This window comes from Streptomyces sp. NPDC059895, from assembly GCF_042731035.1.
Taxonomy (GTDB): Bacteria; Actinomycetota; Actinomycetes; order Streptomycetales; family Streptomycetaceae; genus Streptomyces.
Map to the genome: position 1 here is coordinate 1 of NZ_JBHWKO010000090.1, position 13,115 is coordinate 13,115.

8 protein-coding genes and 2 pseudogenes are annotated in these 13,115 nt (G+C 71.2%); 4 read left to right on the forward strand and 6 right to left on the reverse strand.

Features of this window, described 5'->3' with window-relative positions:
• Positions 1 to 291, reverse strand: a 291-nt coding sequence (locus tag ACFV9M_RS40855; RefSeq protein ID WP_385102712.1) for a helix-turn-helix domain-containing protein, incomplete at its 3' end; no start/stop codon positions are given.
• A 275-nt stretch (positions 292 to 566) separates the two neighbouring features.
• Here ACFV9M_RS40855 and ACFV9M_RS40860 point away from each other — a divergent pair.
• The gene (locus ACFV9M_RS40860; RefSeq protein ID WP_385067959.1) at positions 567 to 4,256 is read left to right on the forward strand and encodes a S8 family serine peptidase; all 3,690 of its coding nucleotides are present in this window, start codon (positions 567 to 569) and stop codon (positions 4,254 to 4,256) included.
• Between the two features lie 186 nt (positions 4,257 to 4,442).
• Positions 4,443 to 5,168: pseudogene (locus ACFV9M_RS40865) on the forward strand (S8 family peptidase); the annotation flags it as partial.
• Positions 5,169 to 5,688: 520 nt separating this feature from the next.
• On the opposite strand, the gene ACFV9M_RS40870 reads toward ACFV9M_RS40865, so the two are convergent.
• Positions 5,689 to 6,447 (reverse strand): transposase family protein, encoded by a 759-nt coding sequence (locus ACFV9M_RS40870; protein ID WP_385067934.1) that lies wholly within the window; start codon positions 6,445 to 6,447, stop codon positions 5,689 to 5,691.
• A gap of 359 nt (positions 6,448 to 6,806) precedes the next feature.
• Here ACFV9M_RS40870 and ACFV9M_RS40875 point away from each other — a divergent pair, with 359 nt between their 5' ends.
• Positions 6,807 to 7,595 (forward strand): SDR family NAD(P)-dependent oxidoreductase, encoded by a 789-nt coding sequence (locus tag ACFV9M_RS40875; RefSeq protein ID WP_385067937.1) that lies wholly within the window; start codon positions 6,807 to 6,809, stop codon positions 7,593 to 7,595.
• A 90-nt stretch (positions 7,596 to 7,685) separates the two neighbouring features.
• On the opposite strand, the gene tkt is transcribed toward ACFV9M_RS40875, so the two are convergent.
• The 3 genes from tkt to ACFV9M_RS40890 all read right to left on the reverse strand — a co-directional run bounded on the left by tkt (position 7,686) and on the right by ACFV9M_RS40890 (position 11,544).
• Positions 7,686 to 9,749, reverse strand: a complete 2,064-nt coding sequence (gene tkt / locus ACFV9M_RS40880; RefSeq protein WP_385067940.1) for a transketolase — start codon at positions 9,747 to 9,749, stop codon at positions 7,686 to 7,688.
• Positions 9,746 to 10,744: a glycosyltransferase family 2 protein gene (locus tag ACFV9M_RS40885; RefSeq protein ID WP_385067944.1), complete on the reverse strand. Its 999-nt coding sequence runs from the start codon at positions 10,742 to 10,744 to the stop codon at positions 9,746 to 9,748. Before ACFV9M_RS40885 ends, tkt begins: the two co-directional genes overlap by 4 nt.
• Positions 10,745 to 10,845: 101 nt before the next feature.
• Complete coding sequence (locus tag ACFV9M_RS40890) at positions 10,846 to 11,544, reverse strand: HAD-IA family hydrolase (protein ID WP_385067947.1); 699 nt, start codon at positions 11,542 to 11,544, stop codon at positions 10,846 to 10,848.
• 499 nt (positions 11,545 to 12,043) lie between these two features.
• Here ACFV9M_RS40890 and ACFV9M_RS40895 point away from each other — a divergent pair, with 499 nt between their 5' ends.
• A complete protein-coding gene (locus ACFV9M_RS40895; protein WP_385067950.1) occupies positions 12,044 to 13,024 on the forward strand; it encodes a ParB/RepB/Spo0J family partition protein in 981 nt (326 codons plus the stop codon).
• Between the two features lie 7 nt (positions 13,025 to 13,031).
• Here the strand turns inward: ACFV9M_RS40895 and ACFV9M_RS40900 are convergent.
• Positions 13,032 to 13,115 (reverse strand): annotated as a pseudogene (locus ACFV9M_RS40900) (transposase); the annotation flags it as partial.

Here is a 13,115-nt window from a genome sequence, read left to right on the forward strand (position 1 = left end):
GTACTCCTCGGCGAGCAGCGCCGCCGCCAGCTCGGCCTTGTCCAGCTCGTGCCGCTGCCGGACGAGCAGCGCGCCCAGGGCCACGCCCGGGGGAGTGGCGACCCAGCGGCCGGGGCGGGCCGTCGACCGGGCCGCGAGCCCGTGCCGTTCCAGGAGGCGCAGGGCGTGCTCGGTGTCGTGCTCACCGAGCGTCAGCCGCCGCGCGAGGTCGGGCACCTCGGCCACGCCCACGGACACCAGCGTCCGGTACGCCGCCTCGTGCGTCTCGTCCAGCCCCAGCGCACCCAGCATCGGAAGCCACCCCTCCCGTAGACCCCGTCGGCCGACAGAGCCCGGACGCCCGTCCGCGAGCCGAGCCTGAAGACCCTGTGACCCCCGCCACCGACCGTGGCCTGAACCGGCCACGGCACAAACCCGCCGCGCACATCATCCCCGCACCACCCGCCCCTCTGCCATCGTGGCGCCACCGCAGTATCAACTACCGCCCGTTCAACCCGACTTGGGCCGATTCGGCCTGGGCTCACGTGCCCGCGGGCAGGCGGCGACACGCCAGAGGAGCGATCTTGGTGAGAGCGATATGCCGTACGGCCCTGGGGGTGGCGACCGCCGCCGTCCTGGCCGTCACGACAGCAGCGCCCACGCACGCGGCCGGGGATCCGAGACCGCTGACCGGCAGCCGGGCGACCTCCGGCGCCGGTTCCGTCGTCACCCTCGTCACCGGCGACCGGGTCCTCGTCACCGGGGACGGGGCCGTCGCCCTGCCCGGCGAGGACGGCACTACCCCCTTCACCCAGACCCGCCAGGCCGGCGAGGACCTGTACGTCTATCCCGAGAGCGCGATCGAGGCGCTCGCCGCCGGACGGGTCGACGAGGAACTCTTCAACGTCACCGGGCTGGTCCGGCAGGGCTACGACGACGCGCACACCGACGCGCTGCCGCTGATCGCGACCTACGACCGCGCCGTCACCGCCCGCAGCGTCCCGAAGACCCCGCGCGGCGCCGAACGCGACCTCGTGCTCGACTCCATCGACGGGGTCGCCCTCGACGCGGACAAGGAGCAGGCCGACGACTTCTGGGCCGACGTGACCCAGGGCTCCGTCAAGAAGCTCTGGCTCGACTCCAAGGTGGAGGCCACCCTGGACCGCTCCACCCGGCAGGTGCACGCGCCGGAGGCCTGGGCCGCCGGCTACGACGGCAAGGGCACGAAGGTCGCCGTCCTGGACACCGGCGCCGACGCCGACCACCCGGACCTCAAGGGCCGGATCACCGCCTCGCGGAACTTCACCGACTCCGCGGACGCCGACGACCACCAGGGCCACGGCACCCACACCACCTCCACCGTCGGCGGCACCGGCGCCGCGAGCGACGGGAAGAAGAAGGGCGTGGCGCCCGGGGCCGACCTCCTCAACGGCAAGGTCCTCGACGACTACGGCTCCGGCGAGACCTCCTGGATCATCGCCGGTATGCAGTGGGCGGTCGGCCAGGGCGCCGACGTCGTCTCCATGAGCCTCGGCAACCCGTCCCGGACGGACTGCACCGACCCGATGGCCCAGGCCACGGAGGAACTCGCGCAGACGCACAAGGACACCCTCTTCGTCATCGCCGCCGGCAACACCGGCCCCGGCGACAACACGGTCTCCTCGCCCGGCTGCGCCCCCAGCGTCCTCACCGTCGGCGCCGTCGACCGCGACGACTCCACGGCCTCCTTCTCCAGCCGCGGCCCGGTCTACGGCTCGCACACCCTCAAGCCCGAGATCACCGCCCCCGGCGTCGACATCTCCGCCGCCAACGCGGGCGGCCGGGGCGTCTACGCGTACCAGTCCATGAGCGGTACGTCGATGGCGACCCCGCACGTCGCCGGTGCCGCCGCCATCGTCAAGCAGCGCCACCCCGACTGGAGCGCCGCACAGATCAAGGCCGCCCTGGTCTCCTCCGCCGAGACGGACATCCCCGGCGACGTCCGCGAGACCGGCGGCGGACGTCTCGACGTGAAGGGCGCCGTCGACCAGACGGTGCTGGGCGCTTCGGCCGTCCAGGCGGGCACCTTCACCTGGCCGCAGGACGCCGGTGACCGTACGACGGTCTCCGTCCCCTACACCAACACCTCCGACCGAACGGTGAAGTTGAAGCTGTCGGTGACGGGGGTCACCGGCAACGACGGCTCCGCCGTCCGCTCGTCGATCGTCCACCCGGCCACCGGTTCGGTGACCGTCCCGGCCGGGGGGACGGTCCAGGTGCCCCTGGAGGTCGACCCGACGGCGAGCCTCAAGCGCGCCCAGTACGGCGACATCACGGGCCGTGTGATCGCCGTCTCGGACGGCGTCACCGTCTCCACCCCCTTCGCGCTGTACGTCCAGCCGGAGACCGTCACCGTGCGCGTCGAGCTGATCGACCGCCTCGGCAACCCGGCAACGGGCGCCTCCTCCGTCGACCTCATCGGTACCGACGACGCCAGCGGCGAGCGCCGCTTCAACAACGGCGCCGCCGACCAGACGTACGCGGTCCGTCCGGGCAGCTACTTCCTCTCCAGCTTCATCACCACCCCGGAGACGGCCGGCACGCTCTACAACTCCCTTTCCTATCTGGCCCGTCCGCAGGTGGAGATCCGCGGCGACACCACGATCGTCCTCGACGCCCGCACGGCACACCGGCTGAGCGTGCGCACGGACAAGCCGTCCGAACTGCGCAGCGCCACCCTCGGGTTCGCCCGTGCGTGGGACGGCACCTGGCTGCACGCCGGGACCGCGAACGGCGGCCGGTCCCTGCGCGGCTACTACGCCTCCGTCCAGGGCCGGGCCAGCGACGGGACCTTCGAGTTCGACAGCTTCTGGCGCACCGCCGCCCCGCAGATCGGTGAACTCGCCGTGGTGGGCGGCCAGAAGCTCCACCCGGTCACCGCGTCCACCAGTTCCGTCAACCTCGACGGCAGGGGAGAGGCGGCGCTCTTCGACGCGGGGTCCGGAACGGCGGACGAACTCTCCGGTACCCGGGGAAAGATCGCGCTCGTCAGGCTGCCCGACAGCGGCTCCGCCTCCGAGGTCGCCAACCGCGCCAAGGCGGCCGGCGCCGTCGCCGTCCTCGGCTACCGCGAGGCGCCGGGCCGCTGGTACCCGTCGGCCGGGTTCATCGGCGGCGCGCTGCCGATCCTCGCGATCCCGACCGAGGAGGCCGAGGCCCTGCTCGCGGCCGGGGACGTGACCCTGCGGTGGACGGCCACGGCGAAGAGCCCGTACGTCTACCACCTCGCGTACCCGGAGACGGGCCCCGTCGAGAGCGACCGCACCTACCGCGCCCGTGACAAGGACCTGGCGGCGACCACGGCCACGTACCACTCCATGGCGGGCACCGCCACCGACCACATCGACACCCGCACGATGACCCGCCCGAACGGCCTGTCCGCCTACTTCGGCAGCATCGAGACGGTCCCGGCGCCGTTCCGGCGCACCGAGTACGTCACCCCCGGCACGACGGGCTGGGGCCAGTACGTGTCCAGCAGCTTCCCGTTCGGCGAGGCCATGGTCAGTCCCGTACGGACGTACGAGAAGGGGGAGAAGCGGACCGAGGAGTGGTACGGGGGCGTCCTCGCCCCGACCACCCCGCTCGACGGCAACGGCGACGACACGCTCGCCGCCGAACGACAGGGCAACCTCATCGGTGTCGCACCCGGCTTCTGGGGCGACAGCGAACACCAGGGACTCCAGGGCAGCTTCGGTGACATCGGCAACATGGTGCTGAAGCGGGAGGGCGAGACGATCGGCGAGAGTCCCTACCCGTTCGGGGTGTTCACCGTCCCGGCCGAGGAGTCGTCCTACGAACTCACGCTGAACACGGCCAAGTTCGGCATCCCGGCGCGGGTCTGGAAGCGTTCCGTGCAGTCGTCGACCACCTGGTCCTTCCGGTCCGCCCTCGACGAGGACGTCTACTCCCAGGGCATCCCGCTGCTCTTCCCGCACTACGACCTGCCCGAGGACGGTCTCAAGACCCTCCCGGCGCAATCCGGTCAGCGGATCGCCCTCACGGCGACGGGCCACGCGGGATACCGGCCCGGCACGTTGACCTCGGTGAAGCTCGCCTACTCCTACGACGACGGCGAGACCTGGACCGAGGCGCGCACCGAGCGTAGGGGCGGGGTGTGGAACGCGGTGGTCGACCACAGCGGAGCTACGGGGAAGTCGGTCACACTCAGGGCCGATATGACCGACGCCAACGGCAATTCGGTCTCCCAGACCGTGACCCGGGCCTACGACGTGCGGTAACGCACGGGCCGGTTCACCCACCCGGACGTCGCCGGGCGGTTCTCCACTGGGGGGACCGCCCGGCGGCCTGTTGCGGCGTGTCCTGCTGATCCACCCGCGGTTGCGGCAGGTTCCGCTGCCGGTCGCACCGCTTCCTTATCGGTCTCCGAACCCTCCCTTAAGCGCGCTCTAAGATCCACACCGACGGCACGCGGCATCCGTATCACCCACAGCGACTTCGGCGGCCGCGCGTCCTACGGCTACGACTTCGTCGACGGGGACACCGTCGCCTCCGACTGCGACGGCCACGGAACCCACACCGCCGGCACGGTCGGCAGTGCCACCTACGGAGTCGCCCAGGGCGTGAGCCTGGTCGCGGTCCGTGTCCTCAAGTGCAGCGGCAGCGGCACCACCGCCAACGTCATCGCCGGATACGACTGGGTCGCCGCCAACGCCCAACTGCCCGCCGTCGCCAACGTCTCCATAGGCGGCAGCGCGAGCGACGCCAAAGACGCCGCGGTGGCCGGCATGGTCGACGCCGGGGTCACCGTCGCCGTCTCCGCCGGCAACGACGCCGTCGAGGCCTGCGACCAGTCACCCGCCCGGGAGCCCTCGGTGATCACCGTCGCCTCCACCACCAGCACCGACGCCCGCTCCAACTTCTCCAATTACGGCACCTGCGTGGACCTTTTCGCCCCGGGGTCCTCCATCACCTCCCTCGGCTACTCCTCCGACACCGCCACCGCCGTCAAGAGCGGCACCTCCATGGCGACCCCGCACGTCACCGGCGCCGCCGCGCTCTACCTGGCCAAGCACCCCTCGGCGAGCCCGGCGACGGTCACCGCCGCGATCGAGGCGGCCGCCACGGAGGGCGCGGTGACCGACGCCGGCACCGGCAGCCCCGACCTTCTCCTCAACACCACGGGCCTCTGACCGCACCGAGCAACGGAGCACGAAAAAGCACGGGAGGAAGTTATGTCCGGCTCGACAGGGCGGGTTCAGCTACGGGGTGGTGACCCCTGTGGCGGCCTTTCTGGTGGCGTGTCTCGGCGCCGCACTGGGCCTGCGCTGTGTGGTGCGCACGATGCACCACCACCAAGGCTGGAAGCCCGGCTGGCTGGCCCTGGGCGCCGCCTCCCTGGGCTGCGGCATATGGACCATGCACTTCGATCCGCCCGGACCAGATCACCGACGTCCTCAAGGTGCGGGATTTGGCGCCTGAGCTCGGGCCAGGCGGACAGCCTCTGAGCAGGGGGAGAGCGGTCGGCAGCTGTCATCGTCTGTTGACAACGGCCGCCCTCGGACGGCCCACAGACGGCCCAGGGCCAGGGTGGGTGACCTGATAAAACGTACGGTGCGGGCGGCGCGGGTGCCGAGCCGGGCGGGGCCGGCCGCACGACGGTTTTCAAGACCGATACACGATTGCGGGGCTGACACTGAGCCCTTTCCGACTTCACTTCGTGCTGGTGAGGTGGAGGGTCAGGACTGCCTGAACGAGGCCAGTTACGCGGGTGGTCGAGCAACGTAGTTTGCGCAGCAGGCGCCACGTCTTCAGGGCGGCGATGGCGGGTTCGACGAGGGCCCGGATCTTCGCGTGGGACCGGTTGACGGCCTGCTGACCGGCGGAGAGCGTCTCCCAGCGGCCCCAGACGGGGACACGGACGGTGCCTCCGGCTCCTCGGTAGCCCTTGTCCGCCCAGCAGTTGACGTCGGCTTCGGCGAGAGCGTCGATGATGCCGTGCTCGCGGGCGGCGCGGACGTCGTGGATCGCGCCCGGCAGGGCCGGTGAGGCCCACAGCAGCCGACCCGCCGGGTCCGTGAGGATCTGCACGTTCATGCCGTGCTTCTTGTGCTTGCCGGAGTAGAAGGGCCGGTCCGCAGCGGTCCGGTCGGTCGGCAGCAGCGTCCCGTCCAGCAGCACGAATGCCTTCGACGATGCGGTCCGTGCCGCTTCGGCAAGGCTGGGAGCAAGTGCGGCCAGGACCTCCACGGCCTCGTACCGGTAGGCGGTCGTGGTTCCGATACCGAACCCGGCCGCGAGCTGGGTGTATGGGTGACCGTGGCGCAGGTGGGCGAGCACGAGCAGGGCCTGCCGGCCGGCGCTCGGCCGACACCACCGGCTGCCGATCGCACGGCGGCGTTCACGAAGACGGGCGGCGAGGAAACGAAGATGCGAGCTGGACAGGTCCAGTCCGGACGGGTAGACAAGCACGTGAAGCCTCTGGCGGAACGGGTGATCTTGGTCGTGAACCCGTCTACCAGGGGCTTTACTCGTCTGTCACGCCAACCGCCGGACTGCATCAGCAGGTTGGAAAGGGCTCACTACGAACGACGCGGACGCAGCCCCTGAGAACTGCCCGGCACTCAGAACAAGCACCGTTGCAGTATTTAAGTCCCCGTCCACCACGGGGATACGATCACAGTATCGGCCGGGCGATACTCACCCGCCTCAGGTGTCGTCGCTGAATCCGATGCAAGGCGGAGCGGTTCGTGCGCGCGAGAATGAACAATCGCCGATTGCGGCCGCGGCGCAGGAATGCATGTCCGGGCACTCACGACGGGATGGGTCTCATGTCACTTCCACCACCGTGTCCGCGGGGAACCGCGCTGATCACCGGAGCGTCATCGGGTATCGGCGCGGCCATGGCGCACGCGCTCGCGTCGCGCGGTTACGGCACCACCTTGGTGGCGCGCGACGGGGACAGGCTGCGGCGCATCGCGGATGAGCTGCGCGAGCACGGGGCCCGGGTCGAGACCGTCGAAGCCGATCTCACCAGTCGGGCGGACCGGGCAGAGCTCCAGGCGCGCGTCAGGCGGACCGGGCTGGCCGTCGACATACTGGTCAACGGCGCCGGTGCGGCTACCCGCGGCAGCATCGCGGAGTGCGACCTCGACGCGGAGCTCGGACACCTGGAGCTGAACGTGGTGAGCGTCGTGGATCTGTGCCGCACATTCGTCGACGGCATGATCGCCCGCAATTCGGGTGCGATTCTCAACATAGCCTCGACGGCTGCCTTCAAACCGATGGGCGGACAGGGCACTTACGCAGCATCGAAGGCGTTCGTGCTGTCCTTCACCCGCACGCTCAGGCTCGAACTCCAGGAAACCGCGGTGACCGTGACCGCCCTGTGCCCCGGTCCGGTTCCCACCGATTTCGACCGGCGTGCGGGATTCACCGCCGAGGAGATCGCGGCGATCCCACCGATCATGTGGAGATCCGCCGAGGATGTCGCGGCCGTCGCGCTGGACGCGCTGGAGCGCGGAGCGGAACTGTGCATACCAGGCCGGGCGAACGTGGCCGACGCGACGATGTCGCTGCTGAAGGCGAAGCGGCAGGCGTCGCAGGCGGTGAGTCGGTGATCCGCCCCGGCGGAGGACCTCGCGGGTTCTCCGCCGGGGCGCCAGGAGTGCCGGCCGGGCCTCGGAAGGCTTCACACCGGGCCGGGTCGGTCAGGGGCCGGTGTGCGCCTCCGCTCTCGCGAGGCTGGTCCGGGCGGCGCCCACGACCCGGTCCACGGTGAGGCCGAACTTCTCGTAGAGGACTTCGTAGGGCGCGCTGGCACCGTAGTGCGGCAGGGCGACGATCTCCCCGTGCTCGCCGACGAATTCACGCCAGCCGAGGGCAACCCCGGCCTCCACCGACACGCGTGCCCCGACCTCCGGCGGCAGGACGCGGCGGCGGTAGGCCGGGTCCTGCTCGTAGAACCACTCCACGCAGGGCATCGACACCACCCGGGTCGCGATCGCCTCCGCCTCGAGCAGTTCGGCCGCGCGCACCGCGAGCTGCACCTCGGACCCGGTGCCGATCAGGATGACCCGGGGCGTCGGAGCCGAGGATTCGACGAGCACGTAGCCACCTCTGGCGGCCTCGCCTGCCTCGGCGTCCGTCGGCCGGTCGAACACCGGCAGCTCCTGTCGCGACAGGAGCAGGCCGGCGGGACGGTCGCCGCGTTGGAGGATCGTGCGCCACGCGGCGACCGTCTCGTTCGCGTCCGCCGGGCGCACCACGTCGAGCCCGGGGATCGCGCGCAGTGCGGCGAGGTGCTCGACGGGCTGATGCGTCGGGCCGTCCTCGCCGAGGCCGATCGAATCGTGCGACCAGACGTACGTCACCGGCAGCTCCATCAGGGCCGCGAGACGCACCGCCGGGCGCATGTAGTCCGAGAAGACGAGGAACGTGCCTCCGTAGGGCCGGAACCCGTAGAGCGCGAAGCCGTTGAGGATCGCGCCCATGGCGTGCTCGCGGACGCCGAAGTGCAGGTTGCGGCCGTAGGGTGAGCCGCCCTTGGGCCCGGGCAGGAAGCTGTCGGCGCCGTGGATCACCGTGCAGTTGTTCCCGCCGAGGTCCGCGGAGCCGCCCCACAGCTCGGGCAGCGCCCCGGCAACCGCGTTCAGCACCGCGCCGGACGCCGCGCGGGTGGCCATCCGCGCACCGGCCGGGAACGCGGGGAGCTCGGACCGCCACCCGTCCGGCAGGCCGCCGCTCGTCATGCGGTCGAGGAGCTCCGCGGCCCGCGCACTGCCGGCGCGCCACTTGTCGAACCGAACGTTCCAGTCCGCGCGTGCCTCCCGACGCCGCTCAGCGCCCTGACGCAGGTGGCGGAGCACGTCGTCGGGGATGTGGAGGGTCCGGTCCTCGGGGAGCCCGAGCAGGCTCTTGGTCGCCGCCACCTCGTCGGCGCCCAACGGCCCGCCGTGCGACTTCGCGGTGCCCCGGGCGTTCGGCGCCGGCCAGGCGATGACGGATTCGACCGCGATGATCGAGGGACGGTCGGCTTCGTCGCGCGCCGCCGTCAGCGCGCCGTGCAGGGCCGGAAGGTCGTTGATGTCCCGGACGCGCTGGGTGTGCCAGCCGTAGGCGTCGTAGCGTGCGAGCACGTCCTCGCTGAACGCCAGCTCGGTGTCGCCCTCGGTGGAGATGTGGTTGTCGTCGTAGAGGAGGACGAGGTTGCCGAGCCGCTGATGGCCGGCGAGGGAGGACGCCTCGCTGGTGAGCCCCTCCTGGAGATCGCCGTCCGACGCCACGACCCAGACGGTGTGGTCGAACACGGACCGGCCGGGCGGGGTGTCCGGATCGAACAGGCCGCGCTGCTTCCGCGCCGCCATCGCCATGCCGACCGCCGTGGCGAGGCCCTGGCCGAGAGGCCCGGTCGTCATCTCGACGCCGGGTGTGCGACCGCGTTCCGGGTGCGAGGGGGTCGGTGATCCCCACTGCCGCAGCCGGGCGAGATCCTCGACGGCCAGCTCGTAGCCCGAGAGGATGAGCTGGACGTAGAGCGCCAGGCTCGTGTGCCCGCAGGAGAGGACGAACCGGTCGCGGCCGATCCACGCCGGGTCCGCCGGATCGTGCCGCATCAGGTGCTGGAAGAGCAGGTAGGTCGCCGGGGCGAGGGCCATCGCCGCGCCGGAGTGGCCGCCGCCCGCCTGCTGGACCGCGTCGGCGACGAGGGTACGACTGACCGCGATCGCCTTGTCGTCGAGCTCGGACCATTCGGGGGCGGTCTCGGCGCTCACTGTGCTGGTTCCCCTTCGTTCGCGGTGGCGTGCGGTGCCTCGTTCACGAGCTGCCGGATCTCGGCCAGCTCGCCGCGGACCAGATGGTCCATCAGACGTCTCTCCGCTGCGGGCAGGCCCCTGATGAGTTCGGGGGGCACCCGCTCGACGAACGAGCGCGCCAGCGACAGCGCCTCGCCCAGGACGTGCTCGTCATGCAGCCTCAGGCCGTCGAGCGCGTCCCGGATGTCGCCGCGGCACATGTCGTTCGCGTACGGGGCGACGAGGTCTTCGGCCAGTCCCGTGATGACGTCGTAGGTGTCGACCACCATCCGCATGCAGGCGGCGAGGTTCGCGGGCTCGTCGCGCCGCTGGGTGATCGAGGGCGCGCCGGCCTCGCGGATCCGCCAGTGGTAGACCACCTCCGACAGGACGTCGACCGCCGAGGCCTCGATGTGCGCGCGCATCATGACCGGCGCGTCCTCGTACGCCGGCAGCGCGAAGGCCAGCTCCCGCGAGGTCCAGAACGAGAGGCGGAACACCTTGTTCCACACCATGCGGTCGCGTACCAGTTCGGTGTGGCGGCGGATGTGGGTGCGGTGCCGGCTCTGCGCGAACACGTCCCGGTATCCGGGGTGGGGGCGCACGCCGGTGCTGTCGATCCGCCGCACGTCGCCGGTCGAGAAGTCGGATCCGGAGGCTTCGAGCGAGGCGATGTGGGCGGCGTACGCGCCGGACGGCACGACGTCGTCGCCGTCGCAGAAGGCGAGGTACGTCCCGCGCGCCGCCCGCACGCCGGTGTTGCGGGCCGCGCTCAGGCCGGAGTTGCGCTGCTCGATGACCCGCACCCGGGAGTCCTTGCGCGCCCACGCGTCGGCGATCGGGCGGCTGCCGTCCACCGAGCCGTCGTCGACGACGATGATCTCGGTGTCGGCGATGCGCTGACCGACCAGCGAATCGAGGCAGGCGGAGAGGTAGAGCTCGACATCGAATACGGGTACGACGATGCTCAGCATCGGTGGCATGGTGCTTCCGGTCCTTCCTCCGCGGTGCCGCGGCGGCAGAGCGCTTTCGGCAACGTACCGAGGCGTCCGGCGTGTTCACCACCGGTGATCGTTCAGGAAGCGGCGGAGACGAGGCCGAGGACGGCGTGGAGCGCGTCCGGACGTTCGTCCACCGGCCGGTGCGCGACGTGGTGGAAGGCGCAGCCGACGGCGACGGCCCCGCCGTCCGTGGAGACGTCGTCCCCGACCATCAGCACCTGCTCCGGTGCCCGCCCGAGCTCGGCGAGCGCCGTGCGGAACAGGCCCGGATCGGGTTTCTGCGCCGAGCGTTCGAAGGAGAACACGTACACGTCGATGAACTCGTCCAGCCCGTGCCGCCGGAAGACCGGCCGCAGGTCCCACGCGATGTTGCTCACCACCGCCACCGGCACGCCTCGGCGCCGCAGCTCTTCGAGGGTGGGCAGCGCGTCCGGATACGGCCACCAGGCCTCGGGACGCATGTGGCGGTCGTACAGCACCTGCGCCAAGCGCTCGTCCGGCAGCCGCGCCGCCAGCGCGAGACCGGTGTGCGCGATCCGGTGCGCCTCCTGATCCAGTTCCCGCAGCGCCCACGCCTCGACCAGCGGCTCCGGCACGGACGCGGGCGCCGGGGTTCCCGGCAGCGCGCCCAGAGCGTCGAGGCGCGCCACCAGCGCCGTGTGCTGCTCGTCGTCCAGTTCGAGGCCGAGTTCGGCCAGACCCGCGTCGAGCCACGCGGCGGTGTCCTCCACCCGGATCAGCGTGCCGGAGGCGTCGAACATCACTCCTGTCATCACGCGGGCCATCCTGACCCACCCCCATCCCGTGCTGCAATGACGCGGATCCGGCGGGCGGCCCGCGGGCCCGTCCCTCGGCCGGCCCGACGGTGCCGGCGCCGCGTCCCTCTCGCACGGGCGGCGGCCACCGGGGTGGTCGACGCGTTCGCCGCCTGCCCGTACGCCGCTCGGAGGGTGTCGGCCTCCGCGGACATCCACGCGTCCGCGAAGATCTTCACCATGGCGCGCAGCGGATGTTAGCGTTAACATCGCTCGGTCCCCCTCCCCCTTCCACTCATGCCCGCCTGCCGGAACGCGGGCCCGCTCGAGCGTCTTCTGCCTTCTCGCCGCCAGCCCCGGCAGCCGGACCACGGGGCGACTTCAGGCGCGAGCGGCGACCCTGACCGAACACATGCCTCCGGGACACCACCGACGCTGCCCCGGTGGCGGTGCGCTGCCCATTCGGTCGGCCGCGCAGTACATCAGATCGCATACCAGCACGGAGTCGAGAGGTGCGATGGTGTCAGTGCTTTCCGTTTCCCGCGAGAACGGCCTGGTCTCTGAGGACGACTTCATCGGTCAAGTCACCACGGTGGACATCGATCAGCTTCTTCCCGCCGACCCGATCCGGCTCGACGGCATCAGTGAGGAGCACGTCTGCCTGATCGCCGAGTCCGAACTGCGTATGTCGCCCATCATCGTGCACAGGGACACGATGCGCGTGATCGACGGCATGCACCGGCTGAAGGCGGCGAGCCTCAGGGGGGACAGGAGCATCCAGGTCACGTTCTTCGACGGCGACCTGGAAGCGGCGTTCATCCTCGCGGTGAGGGCCAACAACGCGCACGGGCTGCCCCTGACCGCGGCGGACCGGCGCGCGGCAGCCGGCCGGCTGCTCGACCTGTGCCCGGACTCGTCGGACCGTGCGATCGCCGCGATCGTGGGCATCTCGGCACACACCGTCGCCGCCGTACGCTGTTCGACTGAGCAGACTGCGCAGTCGAACAGTCGCGTGGGCAGGGACGGCCGGGTGCGGCCGGCCAGTACCGTGGACGGGCGCCGGAAGGCCGCGCAACTCATGGCGGCGCGACCGGACATCACCCTCCGCGAGGTCGCCAAGGAGACGGGGCTCTCCCTCGGGACCGTCGCCGACGTGCGACGCCGTGTGCTGCGCGGCGACTCCCCGGTCCCGGCCGGCCAGGCGGCAAAGGCGGCCGCGGTGAACTGGTCCGAAGCGCCCGTCGCGGACGGTGCCGCCTCGGACCTCGACATGACGTCCTCCTGGCGGCAGCTCACCCGCGATCCCTCGCTGCGGTACACCAGGAACGGTCGACAGTTACTGCGCCTGCTCAGGGCGCACTCCTCCATCGCGCAGATGGCCCACTCGGTGCCGAGCCACTGCTCGCAGAACGTCGCGCTGCTGGCGCGGGAGTGCGCCCAGGCATGGGGGCAGCTCGCACAGCGGCTCGAAAGGCTGGAGCGAAGCCAGGAAGACTAGTGCCGCATCAAGCAACGTTTGCCCTGTCGACGACCGCGCGTAGGCGTCGGTCGTCGGCATGGCGGTTTCGCCAGATGATGTAGCGGCGGAT